This window comes from Amycolatopsis sp. NPDC098790 (assembly GCF_044759945.1).
In the GTDB taxonomy this organism is placed as follows: domain Bacteria; phylum Actinomycetota; class Actinomycetes; order Mycobacteriales; family Pseudonocardiaceae; genus Amycolatopsis.
The window spans coordinates 1-16,898 of record NZ_JBIWAI010000006.1 but is presented as its reverse complement, the minus strand read 5'-3'; the positions used below and the strand labels follow the sequence as shown (position 1 = coordinate 16,898).

General features: G+C 72.2%; 14 protein-coding genes. 5 read left to right on the top strand and 9 right to left on the bottom strand.

Translation table 11 applies throughout. The annotated features are described in order from the left end of the window. Nucleotides 1–2 precede the first annotated feature (2 nt). Entirely contained in the window at nt 3–1,169 is a 1,167-nt protein-coding gene (locus ACIQWX_RS37375) for a serine hydrolase domain-containing protein (RefSeq protein WP_400881505.1), read from the top strand. A gap of 90 nt (nt 1,170–1,259) precedes the next feature. Here the strand turns inward: ACIQWX_RS37375 and ACIQWX_RS37370 are convergent, their stop codons facing one another. Further along, nucleotides 1,260–3,131 carry an ABC transporter ATP-binding protein gene (locus tag ACIQWX_RS37370; protein ID WP_400881503.1) on the bottom strand — a complete coding sequence of 624 codons (1,872 nt, stop codon included), beginning with the start codon at nt 3,129–3,131 and terminating at the stop codon, nt 1,260–1,262. Nucleotides 3,132–3,228: 97 nt separating this feature from the next. Then, entirely contained in the window at nt 3,229–3,663 is a 435-nt protein-coding gene (locus tag ACIQWX_RS37365) for a MarR family winged helix-turn-helix transcriptional regulator (RefSeq protein WP_400881501.1), read from the bottom strand. A gap of 72 nt (nt 3,664–3,735) precedes the next feature. On the opposite strand from ACIQWX_RS37365, the gene ACIQWX_RS37360 reads away from it, so the two are divergent. Both ACIQWX_RS37360 and ACIQWX_RS37355 read left to right on the top strand, forming a co-directional pair. Further along, a complete protein-coding gene (locus ACIQWX_RS37360; RefSeq protein WP_400881499.1) occupies nt 3,736–4,587 on the top strand; it encodes an LLM class flavin-dependent oxidoreductase in 852 nt (283 codons plus the stop codon). Between the two features lie 33 nt (nt 4,588–4,620). Next, nucleotides 4,621–5,973, top strand: a complete 1,353-nt coding sequence (locus ACIQWX_RS37355) for a glycosyltransferase 87 family protein (RefSeq protein ID WP_400881497.1) — start codon at nt 4,621–4,623, stop codon at nt 5,971–5,973. On the opposite strand, the gene ACIQWX_RS37350 is transcribed toward ACIQWX_RS37355, so the two are convergent. The 5 genes from ACIQWX_RS37350 to ACIQWX_RS37330 form a co-directional block, all read right to left on the bottom strand. Beyond that, nucleotides 5,960–6,169, bottom strand: coding sequence for a helix-turn-helix domain-containing protein (locus ACIQWX_RS37350; RefSeq protein ID WP_003071237.1), 210 nt, complete (start codon nt 6,167–6,169; stop codon nt 5,960–5,962). The two genes, ACIQWX_RS37355 and ACIQWX_RS37350, sit on opposite strands and share 14 nt — an antisense overlap. A gap of 177 nt (nt 6,170–6,346) precedes the next feature. Continuing rightward, the gene (locus tag ACIQWX_RS37345) at nt 6,347–7,975 is read right to left on the bottom strand and encodes an ABC-F family ATP-binding cassette domain-containing protein (protein WP_400881495.1); all 1,629 of its coding nucleotides are present in this window, start codon (nt 7,973–7,975) and stop codon (nt 6,347–6,349) included. Between the two features lie 137 nt (nt 7,976–8,112). Continuing rightward, entirely contained in the window at nt 8,113–8,751 is a 639-nt protein-coding gene (locus ACIQWX_RS37340; protein WP_400881493.1) for an acVLRF1 family peptidyl-tRNA hydrolase, read from the bottom strand. A 57-nt stretch (nt 8,752–8,808) separates the two neighbouring features. Then, a complete protein-coding gene (locus tag ACIQWX_RS37335) occupies nt 8,809–11,682 on the bottom strand; it encodes a S8 family serine peptidase (protein WP_400881491.1) in 2,874 nt (957 codons plus the stop codon). A 343-nt stretch (nt 11,683–12,025) separates the two neighbouring features. Further along, a complete protein-coding gene (locus tag ACIQWX_RS37330) occupies nt 12,026–13,588 on the bottom strand; it encodes a deoxyguanosinetriphosphate triphosphohydrolase family protein (RefSeq protein ID WP_400881489.1) in 1,563 nt (520 codons plus the stop codon). A gap of 60 nt (nt 13,589–13,648) precedes the next feature. On the opposite strand from ACIQWX_RS37330, the gene ACIQWX_RS37325 reads away from it, so the two are divergent. Next, nucleotides 13,649–13,996, top strand: coding sequence for a PASTA domain-containing protein (locus ACIQWX_RS37325; RefSeq protein WP_400881487.1), 348 nt, complete (start codon nt 13,649–13,651; stop codon nt 13,994–13,996). On the opposite strand, the gene ACIQWX_RS37320 is transcribed toward ACIQWX_RS37325, so the two are convergent. Together ACIQWX_RS37320 and ACIQWX_RS37315 are read right to left on the bottom strand one after the other, a co-directional pair. After that, nucleotides 13,993–14,631 (bottom strand): SRPBCC family protein, encoded by a 639-nt coding sequence (locus tag ACIQWX_RS37320; RefSeq protein WP_400881485.1) that lies wholly within the window; start codon nt 14,629–14,631, stop codon nt 13,993–13,995. The genes ACIQWX_RS37325 and ACIQWX_RS37320 overlap by 4 nt on opposite strands. Beyond that, complete coding sequence (locus tag ACIQWX_RS37315) at nt 14,628–14,975, bottom strand: ArsR/SmtB family transcription factor (protein ID WP_400881483.1); 348 nt, start codon at nt 14,973–14,975, stop codon at nt 14,628–14,630. The genes ACIQWX_RS37320 and ACIQWX_RS37315 overlap by 4 nt, the downstream gene beginning before the upstream one ends. A 146-nt stretch (nt 14,976–15,121) precedes the next feature. Here ACIQWX_RS37315 and ACIQWX_RS37310 point away from each other — a divergent pair, with 146 nt between their 5' ends. Further along, nucleotides 15,122–16,783, top strand: coding sequence for a GGDEF domain-containing protein (locus tag ACIQWX_RS37310; protein WP_400881481.1), 1,662 nt, complete (start codon nt 15,122–15,124; stop codon nt 16,781–16,783). The last annotated feature ends 115 nt before the right edge of the window (nt 16,784–16,898 follow it).

Sequence of the window (16,898 nt, the reverse complement as noted above, 5' to 3'; positions counted from 1 at the left end):
CGATGGACAGCGCCACGGCGACCGTGCACGGCGAGTGCGCGCCCGGTTTCGAGCCGGTGCGCGCGGCCTTCGAGGAGAACTTCCGCTCCCGCGGCGAGCTGGGCGCCGCGTTCACGGCGATCCGCGACGGCGAGGTCGTGGTGGACCTGTGGGGCGGCTGGTCCGGCCCCGAGCGCACCGCCGAGTGGCGGCCGGACACGCTCGCCAACGTCTGGTCGACGACCAAGGGCATGACGGCGATCTGCGCGCACAAGCTGGTCGACGCGGGCGAGCTGGACGTGGACGCGCCGGTCGCGAAGTACTGGCCCGAGTTCGCCGCGGCGGGCAAGGCGGAGGTGCCCGTGCGGTGGCTGCTCACCCACCGCTCCGGCGTCCCCGGGATCGGCCTCGACCGGCCGGTGCGGGTCGAGGAACTGTACGACTGGGACCTCATGACGTCGCTGCTGGCGGCGCAGGAACCGTTGTACGTACCGGGTTCCGCGGGCGGCTACCACGCACTGGCCTACGGCTGGCTCGTCGGCGAGGTCGTCCGGCGGATCGCCGGGCAGGGCATTCGCGAGTTCTTCGCCGAGCAGGTCGCCCGGCCCCTGGACGCCGACTTCTCGATCGGCCTGGCGTCGGACGCCGACCTGGACCGCTGCGCGACGCTCGTCGACCCGATCGTGACCGAGGAAATGGCGAACGCGCTGGCCACGGCGTTCGCCGCGGCGGGCCCGGTCGCGCAGGCCGCGCTGACCAACCCGCAGCTCGCGGGCCACCACGCGAACGACCCGGCGTTCCGCCGCGCGGTGATGCCGGCGCTGAACGGCCACGGCACGGCCCGCGCGATCGCCACGATCTACGGGGCACTGGCCACCGGCGGTCTCCTGTCCGCGCCGACTCTCGCGAAGGCGCGGGAGAGCCAGGGCAAGGAGGTCGACGCGGTGCTCGGCCTGCCGAACGAGTGGGGCCTGGGGTTCTACCTGGGCAGCGACGCCCGCGGCTTCGGCCCGAACCCGGCGGCCTTCGGCCACGACGGCCTGGGCGGTTCGACGGGCGGCGCGGACCCGGAGAACGGGCTGTCGTTCGGGTACACGCTGAACCAGCTGGGCCCGCTGATCCGCGACGACCCGCGGAAGATGGCCCTGGTCAACGCCGTCTACGAAAGCCTGGACACCCAGACCCGGTAACCGACGGGCTGAAGGGCACCTTCAGTGCATGTGGTGCGCCGAAGGTGCCCTTCAGCGCATCTGACGTGCCGAAGGTGCCCTTCAGCCCGGTCATGCCACCGCGGGCTCCTCCTCCGCGAACTGCGTCGCGTGCAAGGTCGCGTAGCGGCCGCCTGCGGCCAGCAGCTCGTCGTGCGTCCCGCTTTCCACGATTTCGCCGTGCTCCAGCACCAGAATCTTGTCCGCCGCCCGCACCGTCGACAGCCGGTGCGCGATCACCAACGCCGTCCGGCCCGCCAGCGCGTGCGTCAACGCCTCGCCGACCGCCGCCTCGGACTCGGAGTCCAGGTGGGCCGTCGCCTCGTCCAGGATGACCACCTTGGGCTGGGCCAGCAGCAGCCGCGCGATCGTCAGCCGCTGGCGTTCGCCACCGGACAGCCGGTAGCCGCGCTCCCCCACCGTCGTGTCGAGACCGTCCGGCAGCGCGTGCGCCAGCTCGCCGAGCCGCGCCCGCTCCAGCGCCTCCCAGATCTCGTCGTCCGTGGCACCCGGGCGCGCGTACGCGAGGTTGGCGCGGATCGTGTCGTGGAAGAGGTGCCCGTCCTGCGTCACGACCCCGACGGTTTCCCGCAGCGAAGCGAAACTCAGGTCCCGGACGTCCACATCGGACAGACGCACCGAACCGGAGTCCACGTCGTACAGCCGCGGCAGCAGCGACGCGATCGTCGACTTCCCCGCGCCCGAAGACCCGACCAGCGCGACCATCTGCCCCGGCTCGGCGCGGAACGAGATGCCGTGCAGCACCTCTTCGCCGCCGCGGTGGTCGAGCGTGGCGACGTCTTCCAGCGACGCCAGCGAGTACCGGTCCGCCGCCGGGTAGCCGAAGCGGACGTCGGAGAACTCCACCGAGACGCCACCCGACGGCGGAAGGGCCCGCGCGGACGGCTTCTCCTTGATCATCGGCTCCAGGTCCAGGACCTCAAAGACCCGCTCGAACGACACCAGCGCGGTCATGACGTCGACCCGGACGTTGGCCAGCGCGGTCAGCGGCGCGTAGAGCCGGGTCAGCAGCAGCGCCAGCGCGACGACCGTGCCCGGCGCGAGCTTGCCGGTCAGCGCGAGGTACCCGCCGAGGCCGTAGACGAGCGCCTGCGCCAGCGCCGAAACGAGGGTCAGGCTGGTCATGAACCAGCGGGTCAGCATCGCGGTCCGCACGCCGATGTCGCGCACCCGCCCGGCCCGCAGCGCGAAGTCGTCCGCCTCCTGCACCGGACGGCCGAACAGCTTCACCAGCGTCGCGCCCGGCGCGGAGAACCGCTCGGTCATCTGCGTCGTCATGCCCGCGTTGAGGTTCGCGGCCTCGCGCTGCAGCCCGGCCATCCGGCGGCCGAGCCGGCGCGCCGGCAGCACGAAGATCGGCAGCAGCACCAGCGCGAGCAGCGTGACCTGCCACGACAGCGTCAGCATGACGGCCAGCGACAGCGCCAGCTGGATCGTGTTGGTGACCAGGCCGGACAGCGTCGCGGTGAACGTCCTCTGCGCGCCGATGACGTCGTTGTTGAGCCGGGACACCAGCGCGCCGGTGCGGGTGCGGGTGAAGAACGCGATCGGCATCCGCTGCACGTGCTCGAACACCGCGCGCCGCAGGTCGTAGATGATGCCCTCGCCGATGCGCGCTGACTGCCACCGCTCGACCAGGCCGAACCCGGCGTCGGCGACCGCCAGCCCGGCGATGACGACGGCGAGCCAGACGACCAGCGGCAGGTCACGCCCGCCGACGATCGCGTCGACCACCTTGCCCGCCAGCACCGGGGTCGTCACCGCGAGGACCGCCGAGATCACGGTCAGCACGAGGAAGGCGAGCAGCCGCCGCCAGTGCGGCCGGGCGAACCGCGCCACGCGTTTCAGCGTGCCGCGGCTCAGCCCCTTCGGCACGTCGTCGGCGCGCATCGCCGAGCTCAGCAGCGCCCAGGTGTTGTCCATGGGGAACCCCCAGTCTCAAAACCTCTACTATAGCTGAGGTTTTCTCCGGATATGACCTGGACAACGCGGTCGCTGTCCGATTGCTTCCCGCCGCCGTTCACTCCCCGCGAACAACGCGTCCCAACGCGTCCCGGAACTGCTGCGCATCGGCGAGGGGCGCCAGCAACTGTGCCTCGGCCCGCCGGGTGACGTCTTCGCCCGCCGCGCGGACCCGTTCGCCTTCGCCGGTCAGCGTCACGAGGCGCTTGCGGCGGTCGCCCGGCGCGACCTCGCGCCGGACCAGCCCCTTGTCCTCCAGCTCGTCGACGAGCGCGACCATCGTCGTCCGGTCGATGCCCAGCCGCGCCGCACCGTCCTGCTGCGACAGCGCCGGGCCGTCGCCGAACAGCGTGAGCAGCGCGAGCTGACGGCCGGTGATGCCCAGCGGCGCGTACAACGGCTCGGCCAGCTCGGCGAGCCGCAGCTGGGCGTGCTTGAGCAGGTAACCGAGCCGCCGGGTGACGGCGGGCGGCGCTTCGAGGTCGCTGGACACACGAAGACTCTACCCCTACGCTGATCGTCAGTCGTACTGATGATTCCTCTAGCTGATAATCAGGAGAGCACTATGACCACAGTCGGGCTCAAGCCGCCCCAGCAGCACATCGGCGTCGCGGCGCTCCGCGAAACCTGGGCCATCGCCGACGACGCGGGGTTCGACGGCTGCTGGGTGTTCGACCACCTCGCCCCGATGGGCCGCGACCGCACCGGCGACGTCTTCGACGGCTGGACGCTGCTGGCCGCGATGGCCGAAGCGACGAAACGGGTGCGCATCGGATGTCTGGTGTCCGGGAACACCAACCGCCACCCCGGCACGCTGGCGAAGATCGCGGCGACCGTCGACCACCTCTCCGGCGGCCGGCTCGACGTCGGCCTCGGCGCCGGAGGGGACACGCTCACCGACGCGATGATGGGCACGCCGACGCCGTCACCGGTCGAACGCGTCGAACGGCTGGAAGAAACCTGCGAAATCCTCGGTCTGTTGTGGACACGAGCGGAAACCGACCACCCCGGCCGCCACTACACGCTGACGGGCGCGGTCAGCGATCCGAAGCCGCTGCAGCGGAAGCCGCCGCTGTGGCTGGGCAGCAGCGGGGAGAAGCGCGGGCTGCGGGTGGTGGCGTCGCACGCCGACGTGTGGCTCAACGCGGCCCTGCCGGGTACGGAAATCGCGGAGCTGCAACGCCTTTCGCGCGTGCTGGACGAGCACTGCGCGGCGGTGGGCCGCGACCCGGCGACGATCCGCCGGGCGGTGCAGTTCCGCCTGCCGTCCGATGCGGACAGTGCGCTGCGGCTCGCGCAGAGCTACGTCGAGGCGGGTTTCACCGAGCTGGTGCTGATGCCGACCGGGCACGACGACGTCGTGAAGGCGGCGGAAGCGGCGGCGCAACTGCTCCCCCGCCTGCGCGACGTCGGCTGAAGCGGGCCGCGAGCCCCTCGGTAGCCTCAAGAAGTGGAAACGGAGGTGGGCCGGGCGCCCGCGTGGCAACGCACGGCACGGCTCTTCACCGCACCCGCGCGCACCGCCGAAGCCGGCCCGCTGCGCTGGGACCTGGGCTTCTACCTCGCCTGCCTGGCCTTCGCGCTGCCGACCGCGCTCGTCTCCGAGTTCTACGGTTACCGCGTCTGGGGCAACTTCGCGACCGTCGCTTATGGCTTCGGCGTGCTGCACAGCGGGTGGCTGCTGCTCTCCGCGCGCACCGGCCGTACGCCGCACGGAGTACTCGGGTCGCGCTGGTACGGCATCGCGGTGGTCGCCTTGTTGGCAATGATCCTTCCGTTGCTGCTCCTGGTGATCCGGCGCCTGACCGGGGTGGACTGGCTGATCACGCCGTTCTCGTGGGCCGCGCAGCCCGAGGTCTGGGTGATCGAGCGGTCCGCGGATCTGCTGCTGCACCACGGAACCCCGTACGTCGACGTCACCGCGCTCGGCCGCGCGCCGGAGGTCAACGACTACACGCCCTACGGCCCGGTCATGGCCGTCTTCGGCCTGCCGCGCGCGCTGTTCGGCGGCACTCCGCTCACCGACGCGCTCACCGACGCCCGCTGGATGTTCGCCCTCGCCGCCTGCGCTTGTGTGCTGGGCACGTTGAAGCTGCTCAAGTGGCCGAAGGTCCCGGTCGGCGCCGCGCAGCTCGCGCTCGCCTGCCCGCTGACCGCGCTCACCTGGGCCGTCGCCGGGCCGGACCTGGCGATCGTCGGGTTGCTGGTGCTCGCCTGCGCGCTCGCCGCCACCGGGCGGGCCGCGTGGTCGGGCCTGGTGCTGGCGCTGGTCGTCAGCGCGAAGCTCATCGTCGCGCCCGCGGCCGCGGTGCTGGCGGTGTTCGTGCTGGTACGGCGAGGGAAAGGCCTCGACTGGACGGCGGTCGGGCGGTTCGCCTCAGCGCTGGTGGCGGCGACGGCCGCGCTGCACCTGCCCGTCTACCTGGTGGATCCGGCCGCGTTCGTCGAACACGTCTTCCGGTTCCCCCTCGGGATGGGCGCCGTGCGATCGCCCGCGGCGAGCCCGCTGCCGGGCCACCTCATCGCCGAACTCGGCGTCGTCGGCCGGGTGACGGCGTTCGTGCTCGTCGGCGCCGCGGCCGTGGCCGTGCTGGTCTGGCTGGTGCGCCGGCCCCCCGCGAACGGCTCCGGCGCAGTCCTGCGCATCGCCGTCGGACTCGGCGCGTTGATCCTGCTCACCCCGGCCACCCGCTACGGCTACCTGGTGTACCCGCTGGTCCTGCTCGGGGCCCACCTGGTGTTCCGCGTGGCCGAAGCTCCCGCTGCGCCCCCCGCGCAGCAGTCCTCGGCTACTTCTTCTTGACCCGGGTGGCCCCGCCGCGCCCCCGCAGCTGGACTCCGGACTCCGACAGCACCCGGTGCACGAACCCGTAGGAGCGGCCCGTCGACTCCGCCAGGGCCCGGATGCTGGACCCCTTCTCGTATTTCTTCTTCAGGTCAGCGGCCAGCTTGTCGCGCGTGTTGCCGGTGATCCGCGCGCCTTTCTTGAGATCAGCCACGTCGATCGCCTTCCCGCCGAGAGTGTTCTGGGCCACATATCGGCCCCTGCCGGGGCAATGATCGAACACTGGGCGCCGGATTGCCAGACGACAGCCCTAAAACAGCCGAAATTGCGATCACATTGGGCCATTCCAGTGCCGGGCCGGAGTGATCTTGCACCCGAATGGACGCATCGATCACGCGAGCTGGACAAGTTCCAGGTAGTCCGCCGACCAGTGGTCCTCGGTGCCGTCGGGCAGCAGGATCACCCGCTCCGGCTCGAGCGCCTCGACCGCTCCCGGGTCGTGCGTGACCAGCACGACGGCACCCGCGAAGCTGCGCAAAGCGTCCAGGACCTGGGCCCGGCTGGCCGGGTCGAGGTTGTTCGTCGGCTCGTCGAGCAGCAACACGTTGGCAGCGCTGGAGACCAGGCCGGCCAGCGCGAGGCGGGTCTTCTCGCCGCCGGAAAGCGTGCCGGCGGGCTGGTCGAGTTGTTCGCCGGTGAAGAGGAAGGAGCCGAGCAGGTTCCGCAACTCCTGGGCGCCGGTGTCCGGTGAGAGATGTCGGATGTTTTCCCACACCGACGCATCATGATCAAGAGTTTCGTGTTCCTGAGCGTAATAGCCCAAACGCATTCCGTGACCCGGCACGATCTCGCCGGTGTCCGGGGTTTCCATTCCGCCGAGGAGCCGGAGCAAAGTCGTCTTTCCCGCGCCGTTCAGCCCGAGTACGACGACCTTCGAACCGCGATCGATCGCGAGGTCGACGCCGGTGAAGATTTCCAGCGAGCCGTAGGACTTCGAGAGGCCTTCGGCGGTGAGCGGCGTGCGGCCGCAGGGCGCGGGGTCCGGGAACTTGATCCGGGCGACCTTGTCGGCCTGCCGGGTCTCGTCCAGTGCGGACAGCATCTGCTCGGCGCGGCGCGCCATGTTCTTGGCCGCCACGGCCTTCGTGGCCTTCGCGCCCAGTTTCGCGGCCTGCTGCTGCAGGGCCGACGCCTTCTTCTCGGCGTTGGCGCGCTCGCGGCGGCGGCGCTTCTCGTCGGTGGCGCGGGCGTCGAGATAACGCTGCCAGCTCATGTTGTACAGGTCGAGCTCGCCGCGGGTGGCGTCGAGGAACCAGACCTTGTTGACGACGTCGGCCAGCAGCTCGACGTCGTGGCTGATCACGACCAGGCCGCCGTCGTGCTGCTTGAGGAACCCGCGCAGCCAGTTGATGGAGTCGGCGTCGAGGTGGTTGGTCGGCTCGTCGAGCAGCAGGATCGTCTCGGACTTGCCGCCGGCGCCCGCTTCGGCCGCGGCGAACAGGATCCGCGCCAGCTCGACGCGGCGGCGCTGGCCGCCGGAAAGCGTCTGCAGCGTCTGCGCGAGGATGCGGTCGGCCAGGCCGAGGTTCGAGCAGATCCGCGCGGCTTCGCTCTCCGCGGCATAGCCGCCGAGCGACGCGAAGCGCTCTTCGAGCCGGGCGTAGCGGTTGATGGCCTTGTCGCGCGCGGCTTCGTCGACGAGCTCGGCCATCGAGGCCTGCGCCTTCTCCATGTCGCGCATGAGCTTGTCGAGGCCGCGCGCGGAGAGCACACGGTCCTTCGCGGTGACCGAAAGATCGCCTTCGCGCGGGTCCTGCGGCAGGTAGCCGAGCTCGCCGCTGCGGCGGACCTCGCCGGCGTGCGGCTCGCCTTCGCCGGCGAGGACCTTCAGCGAGGTGGTCTTGCCCGCGCCGTTGCGGCCGACGAGGCCGATGCGGTCGCCGGGCTGGATGCGGACGGTGACGCCGTTGAGCAGGATGCGCGAACCAGCGCGCAGCTCAAGGCCGGTGGCCGTGATCAAGGGGAACTCCCGTGGAAAGGGGGCGTACGGAGGACAGCATCAAGCGGCCGCAGGGGCCGCGGCGTCACTCCAGCTGGATATCCACGGAACCCAGTGTACGGGTCGGCGTCGAACGGTTTTTCCGGACGTGTGCGGTCTCACCCGTCGCGCAGCGTGACCTGCACCGACAGCGCCCGCGCGGCGGCGTCTTCCAAGACGGCGTAGCTCGGCTCGCCGACGTCCAGCACGCGGGGTTCGGCGCGGGCGAACAGCGGCGCCAGCCGACGGTCCTCGCGCAGCTCGTCGAGGGCCCGCCGGTCGCCGCCGAGCACGACGGCGTCCACTTCGGACAGTCTGGGGACCAGGACTTCGAAGGCGTCCTTCGCCGCGTCTCTGAGCGCGTGCCGCGCCTGTCCCGCGCGACGGCGGGCGAAGCGCTGCTGCGACCAGCCGCCCGCGGCGGAGCGGCCCTGGACGAGGTGCCGGTCGGTGCGGGAGACCTCGATCCGGCCGTCCCGGGCGATCCCGACGCTGTGGCCGCCGAGCCGCACCAGCAGGAGCGCGATCCGCCGCGACACCTGGGCGTGGGCGGTGAGGGAAGGTCCTTCGAGCGGTCCGAAGGGGACGGTCGCGGTCGCGCTGGCCCCGTCGGCCGCGAGCACGCGGACCTCGAACGGCGCGGTTTCGGTGGCGGTGATCCCACCGTGCCGCTCGGCGAACCGGGCGAAGAACCCGTCCAGGCGTTCCGGCGGCACCTCGACCGCGCGGCCGCCGCCCGCGACTTCCCGTGGCTTCACGGGGAAAACGGTACGGGGCCGCCGCGAACTCCGCGACGGCCCCGCACCGGCTACTGCTTACAGCGGGTGCACCGGGCCGTTGTTGGTGTAGCCCCGCACGTTCGACGGCGCGCCGGCCGCCGGGGGCTGCACGAACCCGTTGATGTGCAGGGCGACCGAGCGGATCGAGCCGGCGTCGCCGCCCGCCGCGTCGACCACGGCGAACGTCCACGTGCCGTCGACCGCCGCGCCGGTCAGGCCGCCGGTCAGCGCCTGCGTCGGCCGCCACGTGCCGGTGAACGGCGCGTTGGCCGAGGTCACCGTGCTGAACGCGGCCGCGGCGTCGTCCGCGAAGACGACCTTGCACAGGTTCTTGCCGGAGCTGCCGTTGCGCTGGAACACCGTCGCCTTGGCACCGGAGGGCGCCGTCAGCGTGCCGACCAGGTCACCGACGTAGGAGTGGTTGAGCCCCACCGTCGTCGAGTTCGGGTCGGTGCTGCAGGTGGCGCCGTCCACCGAGAACGTCACCTTGGACGCGCGGCCGACCCCGGTGACCGGGATGGTCACCGACGCCCCGACCGGGCTGTTGTCCGGGATCGCCACCGGCGCGCCGGCGTAGGCGAAGTCCTGCGCGACCGGCGACGGGGTGCCGACCGGGAGCGAGAACGACGTCGTCGTCGGCGAGTGGGCGCCGGCGAAGGTGACGCGGGCGTTCAGCACGACCGGCGCGCCGAGCTGCTGCGTCGCCGGGACGGTGATGGTGAAGTCGTTGACGCCGGTCTGTCCCGGGCTGATGGTGCCGTAGGACTTGGACCGCGGCGCCACCGTGACACCCGGGGTCGGGCTGCTGAGCACGACGCTGGTGGACACGGCGGTGCCGTCGCCTTCGTTGGTCACCGGCAGGGTCACCTTGGCGGTGTCGCCCGGGTCGAGCGCGGAGCCGCCGTCGGCCGGGGTGACCGTCGGCTGCTTCGCCACCGCGAGGGGCTGCGGGCTGGCTCCGGTGTAGGCGAGCACCTTGTCCGCGAGGATGACCCCGGCCCCGGTGAAGTTGTCGCGGCCCGGGGTTTCGATGTCGATCGCGGTGTTGATCAGCGCCTCGCGCACCTCGGACGGCGGCAGGCCGGGGTTGCCGGACAGCACCAGCGAGGCGATGGCGGCCGCGTGCGGTGCGGCGGCCGAGGTGCCGAAGAACGGGTTGAACCCGGTCACGCTGGTCTTGACGCCGTCGGCCGCGGTGATCTCCGGCTTGTTCCGGACCTCGCCACCGGTCGAGGAGACGTTGCCCGGGGTGATCGGCGTGCCGTCGGCCTCGTAGAACACGCGGCGCGGGCCGTCGGAGGTGAACCGCTCGGCCTTCGACGAGCCGCTGAACGCGTTCGGGTACGGGCCGGTCGGGTTGGCCGGGTCACCCGGTTCGAGCGGCCGGCCGAACGCCGCCGCGGCCGGGGTGGCCGCGACGCTGAAGGCGTCCCGCGCGGCCGAGTGGCCGACCGTGACACCCGGGGTGTTGTAGGCCTTGAGGCCGTCCGCCGAGTCCTTGAACCGGCCGCGCAGCGCGGACAGCGACAGGTAGCGGTTCTGGCCCGAGAACTTCACCACGGCCAGGCGCAGCCCGGTGCCGCCGAAGAGCGGCGTCTGCAGGATCTCGTACGGGTCCTGGGTGCCGTCCTGGACGTTCTGGCTGAAGCTGACCACGGCCCCCGCGGCGTTGAGCAGGTAGAGGTCGTAGTCGTTGGCCGAGTGCCCGATCGGGTCGGACCAGTGCAGCGTCACCGGGACGCCGGCCGAGGACGCGTCGGAGACGGGCTCGTAGATCTGGTTGCCCGCGGCGCCGGCGAAGTTGTGCGCGACGCCGGCGAACTTGCCGACCGACTTGCCGGAGTCGACGAAGTCGCCTTCCCAGTGCCCGGCGGTGCCGTCGGCGACGTTGCCCTCGTTGCCCGCCGACGAGAAGTACAGCGCGCCGTCCGCGGTCACGTCGTTCACGGCCTGGGCGATGATCCAGTCCTGGAACGGGGATTCCTTGAAGTAGATGACGTCGTCGACGATGACGTCGCAGTGCGACTCGAAGCGCAGCTTGCGGATGTTGTCCGCGAAGCTGGCGTCGGAGTTGAACGCCGAGGCGAAGCCGAGCGCGGCGTTGGGCGCGAGGTCGTGGATGATCTCGAGCATCGCGGTGCCCTCGTCGCCGTCGCCCTCCTGGCCGGCGATGACGTCGACGTTCGGGAGCTCGCCCTTGGCCTGCGAGGCCGCGAGGGAGTCGACGCCGTCGGACAGCGCGCACGCCTTGACGCCGACGCCGGTGACGCCGAACTGCTGGCGCGCGATGTCGGCGTTGTGGGCGCGGTCGCCCTCGCTGGTCAGGGTGGCGGCCGCGGCGGCGCTGCGCTGCGACTTGGCGGCGACCGCCTTCTGCAGCTCGCCCGCGATGCGGTCGGCCTTCTGCTGCTTGGTTTCCGTCTTGGCCGGCGTCGTCGCCGGGGTGGCCAGCTCGCGGGCGGTCATGGCCTGGTCGGCCTGCTCGACGCGCTGGACGTCGCCGCGCGCGGCGATCGCGGTGACCTGGTTCAGCGGGACCTCGGCGCGGACGCTGCCGTAGCGGTCGGACACCGCGCGGATGCCGGCCCCGGCCTTGGTCAGCGAGCCGATGAGGTCCGGGGAGACCTTGCTCGCGCGGATGTCGACCAGGACGGTCCCGGCCGAAGACACCGCAGCCCCCGACTGCAGTGCGTTGAGCTGCTTGGCGACGCCCTTTTCGGCGACGAGCAGCTTGCTGTCCACTTTGGACTCGGCGGCCGAGCGGCCCGCCTTGACCGCCTGCAGCGCGGCGATCTGCTGCTGGGCGGTTTCGGTGAAGGCGTCCGGTGTGGACGCGGTGGCGGCGCCCGCGGCGGGCGGCGACACGAGGCCGAGGGCGGCGAGCAGTGCCGCGGCCCCGGCGGTGAGCACGGTGGATCTCGATCTGGTGGAACGGGTACGACGCACGGGCGCCCTCCGAATCTCCAAGGCGCGTGCCCCGACTCACGCTGACCGACAGCCGGTGATCACCGGCTGGATCAAGCTAAGTACGGTGCGTTCATCGTAAAAAGCGGCCGTTGGAGTGACAAAGGACGGATAATTTCCCGAACCGGCCGGAGGTCGTAGTCCGGTCGGCGCAACCGTGAATTTCCCACCGGACAACGGCCGGACATCCGCGCGGCCGCAAGGGTGACCACCCGCTGGGACGTCCACAATCGCCACCGCCGGATCGTGCAACCGGCGGCCGCACGGGGAAATCCCGTTACCCGCGCCCTCAGAGCACGAACGAGTCCGACCACGGCTGCGACGCCCGGCCCGACAGCGCGTCCAGCAGCGTCACCGCCTGCTTGTCGGTCAGCGAAGCCACGAAGTCCACGACCGCGCGGCCCCGCGCCAGGCCGCGCACGGCGTCCGGACCGGACACCGGCTCCCCCGTCGCCCCGATCAGCAGCTCCGGCGCCGTGCGCGCGAGCCCCGTGTATTCCGCGTGCGCCAGCTCGACCAGGTCGTGCAACCGCCGCGGCAGCCGCGAAACCTCGTCGCGGTCCGACAGCCACGCGTCGAGCGCGTCGACCAGGCTGGTCACCAGCCCGGCCTGGCCGCGCTGGTGCAGCGCGAGGTCCGGGCGCAGCAGCACGAACCGGCGGTGCACGAACTTGAGCACCTGGACCTCGTGCCACTGCGCGGGCCGCAGCGAGACGTGGCCGGCGCGGGTGGACGGGTTCGCCAGCACGAACACGCCGTCGACCAGGCGGGCGGTCCAGTTCGCGGAGAACGCCGCCGTCGCCTGCTCGGCCTCGATCGAGCCGTCGAACTCGCCGGCGAGCAGCCCGTCGACCAGTTCCGCGCGCACCCGCGCGACGGCCGCGGCGAACGCGTCGTCGTCGACGATCCACGCGTCCTTGACGTGCATGCGACGGCGGACGCGTTCGAGCGAGCGGCCCGGGCGGCGCAGTTCCGCGTGCAGCGTCTCGTCGTCGAGCGCGGCGAGCTCGCCCGCGTGCTCGAGCCACTCCCCCAGCTCCGCCGCGACCGGCGCGTGCTGCAGGACGCCGATGCGGTGGAAGTCCTGCAGGTCGTGGATGGCGTAGGCGATGTCGTCGGCGGTGTCCATCACGGACGCTTCGACGGTCTGCTGCCAGCCTTCGACGCGCCCCGCGAAGGCCGCGCGCGCCTGCTCGAAGTCGTCGAGTTCGGTGGCGTAGGCGGAGAACTTGGCCGCGCCGGTGCCGGGCAGGTCCTCGGGCTCGCCGGCCCCGCGCGGCGGGACGGCCATCGCCGACGGGTGCGGCGCGGGGTGGTGCAGCCGCAGCCACGGGTACTTGAGGACGGCCGCGCGCACCGCCGTGGTCAGGTCGAGCCCGATCGCCGACGGCCCGCGCACGTCGGTCGTGGTGATGATGCGGAACGACTGCGCGTTGCCCTCGAAGCCGTCGGCCAGGCCGAAGCGGTGCCGGGCGATGCGGTCGAGCGTCTGCTCGCCGAGGTGCCCGAACGGCGGGTGCCCGAGATCGTGCGCGAGCGCGGCGGCCTCGGCGACGTCGGGGTCGCAGCCGCCCAGCTTGTCGGCCAGGCCGGCGTCGGGGCCGGTGGTGATCCGCTCGGCGACGGCGCGGGCGACCTGCGCGACCTTCAGGCTGTGGGTCAGCCGGTTGTGCAGCAGCCCGGCGCCGCCGGCGCTGACCACCTGCGTCACGCCACCCAGACGGGCGAAGAACGGCGAAGCGGCGATGCGGTCGCGGTCGATCCGGAACGGGCTGGTCGCCAGGTCGGTGAACCCGCCGGCGCTGGCCACCGGGTCGCGCCGCACCGCCCGCGGGTCGATCTCCTGATCCATGCGCCCGACCTTATCCGGCTTCACCCGAACGGCGGGCAGGCGCGTGGGTACCCCGACGGTATGTCCCGAGCGACGGTCACCACGCTGGCAGCACTCGCGTTCGCCCTGGTCGCGTGCGGCGCACCACCCGGCGAGCCCGGCACCACCACCTCGACGTCGACGCTGACCTCGGCTTCGGCCGCGCTGATCAAGGTCCCGGACGTCTCCGGCATGAACCACCAGGACGCCCAGGACGCGATGCAGCGCGCCGGCCTGTACAACCTGCGCGAGGTCGACGGCACCGGCCAGGGCCGGGCGATGGTGGTCGACCGCAACTGGGTCCAGACAGGCCAGGACCCGGCCGCGGGCACCGAGGTCCCGGCCGACGCGGAGATCACCCTGACGGCGGTCAAGGCCGACGAGCGTTAGGCCTCCGGCGGGGTCGTGTAGGCGGCCAGGCAGCGGTCCGCCTGGGCGCGGGCCGTCGCCTGGTCCTCGCCGCCCGCGACGTGGGCCTCGTACCAGGCCTCGTTCGCCGCCGTCACGAACCCGATCCCCTCGGGCGACGCCATCCACGCCATCGCCTCGGCCGGGTCGACCACGTACCCCGGGTCGGCGGCCAGGTGCCGGACCAGCGCCGTCAGCGCCATGTCCCAGCCGACGCCGACCGCGCCCGGGCCGAACTGGTCCCAGTGGTCGTCGACGTGCGCCGTGTGCTCCAGTTCGAAGCGCGTGCCCGGGCCTTCGGGGGTGAGCCGGACCTCGATCCAGCTGACCCCGCCGTTCATCTCCCAGGTCGCGGTGAAGCTCTTCGGCGGGTCGCAACGCTCGACCGTGCCGCCCGCGTTGCCCTCCAGCTGGTACTTCCCGCCGACCTTCAGCTCGCCGCTGACCGGCAGGAACCAGCGCGGGATGCGCTCGGCGTTCGTGCAGGCGTCCCACATGTCGTCCACGTCGGTGTCGTAGACCTGGCTGATGGTCATCACGCGCGCCTCCCCCGCTTCGAGCGCACGGCGGCCGACCGTCCGGCGGACGGCGCTGATCTGGTGGCTGACCTCGATCACGAACGTTCTCCTTCTGCGTTTCGCCGGGCGCGCTTGCCGCGGGCGATTTCGGTGGCCAGTGCGTCGAGCGACGGGGTCCAGAACCGGCGGAACCGGTCCAACCAGGCGTCGACGTCACGCAGCGGGTCGTGCCCGACCGCGTAGAGCCGCCGCGTGCCGTCCTGGCGGACGACCGCGAAGCCGTTGTCCCGCAACACCTTCAGGTGCTGCGACACCGCCGGTTGCGAGATGCCGAACTCGGCCCGGATCACCTCGGTCACCGCGCCGGCGGCCCGTTCGCCGTCGGCCAGCAGCTCGAGGATCCGGCGGCGGACCGGGTCGCCGAGGACGTCGAACGCGTGCACGTCGCCAAGCTACAAGCAGCCACTTATATAAGTCAACCGTGATCTAGTGGCGGACGTCACCCTGCGTTACTCCGATTCGGGTATCGGCGGTGAACATCAGTCGACATCGGTTTCGTTTCTCCGCCCGAGCCGCGACGATCGAGGGCGTGAAGTCGCCACGCGCGGTCCGCTTCGCCTTCCAGCCGCTGTACAGCCTCCACACCGGGGGCGTCGTGGCTCACGAAGCGCTGGCCAGGCCGGGCCAGGGCACCGTTCCCGAGCTGCTCACCCAGGCGCGCCGCGAAGGCCGCCTCGCCGAGGTCGACCTCGGCCTCGCGATCGCCGCCGTCCGGCAGGACGACACGACCCTCCCCCTGCACCTCAACCTCTCCGCGCGCACCCTCGCGGCGCCGGCGGCGATGTACGACGACCTGCTGGCCGAGCTCGGCGACGCCGGCCGCCGCACCCGCGACGTCGTCCTCGAGATCGGGCCGCCGTTCGCGCCGCTGCCCGCCGACCGCGCGCTGGCCGGGATGCGGGCGCTGACCGAGCTCGGCTTCCGGCTCGCGCTCGACGGCCTCGGCCGCGGCGACCTGCCGCTCGGCCTGCTCGTCGACGCGCCCGTCGACCTGGTCAAGCTCGACCGCACGGTGCTGCGCGGGCTGCCGGACGACCAGGCGTCGGTCGCCGTCGTCGAGGCGCTCCTGCACTACACCAACCGCACCGGCACGCGGCTGGTCGCGACCGGCGTGGAGACCGACGCGCAGCTCGACGCCGTCCGCGGCCTCGGCGTCCGGATCGCGCAGGGCAACCTGCTGGCCCCGCCGACCGCCGCCGGCCCCGCGCCGGCGCTGCTCACGCGGCCGCAGACCACGCGCGCGGCAGGTCCGGCGCAGTGCGTCGGCGACTTCCTGCGGCCGGCCACGACGCTGCCGGAGTCCGCGACGTGCGACGAGGTCCGCGAGGTGCTGGCGGCGGCCGACGCGCCTTCGGGCGTCGTCGGGGTCGACGAGCTGAACCGGCCTCGCTGGTCAGTCGACCGGACGCGGTTCCTGGTCGCGGTCACCGGCCCGTACGGGCACGCGCTGCACGCGAAGCGCCCGGCGGCGCGGCTCGCGGACACGCCGCACACGATCGAGGCCCGCGCGGGCGCGATGGAGTTCCTCGAGCTGGTCACCGACGCCGACTGGGGCCGCACCGGCGACGACGTCGTGGTGGTCGACGAGGTCGGCCGCTGCCTCGGCGTCGTGCTGGTGACCGAGGTGGTCCGCGGGGTCGCCGAGGCGAAGGTCGAGGCCGCCGCGGCGCTGAACCCGCTGACGCGGCTGCCGGGCAGCGACACGGTGGCCCGCGACGTCGCCCGCCGCATCACGATCGGCGAGCCGTTCGTGGCGGCGTGGCTGGACATCGACGCGTTCAAGGCGGTCAACGACACGGCGGGCTTCGCGGCGGGCGACGACCTGATCCGCGAACTGGGCGGCGCGCTCACGGCCCTGGCCGGCGGGTTGCGCCGGATGCGGGTGAGCCACGTGGGCGGCGACGACTTCCTGGTGGTCTGCGACGTCGACGAGATCGCGACGGTGGCGGGAGCCCTGCTGGACCGCCACTGGACGGCGGACGGGATGCCGGTGACGGTCTCCCTGGCGACGCTGGTGTGCGCGAGCGGGTCGATCCGCTCGTACCAGGAGGTTTCACGCCTGCTGGCGCCGTTGAAGAAGCGCGCGAAGGCGGTGCCGGGGTCGAGCTGGGTGCTGAGCCGCCCGGGCTCGGACCGGGTGGAAGTGCTGCGGGGAATAGGAACCCGCGGCCTCCAAGCAGCCGCCGGTTAGGACAGTCCCGAGCGCCCCAATGGGGTTGTTTCAACCTGGTTGTGGCTGGTCAGCATGGCGCAGTCGGACTGTTGTCCTTACACAGGAGCAACTGCCGCTGGGACCAGCGTGGCGA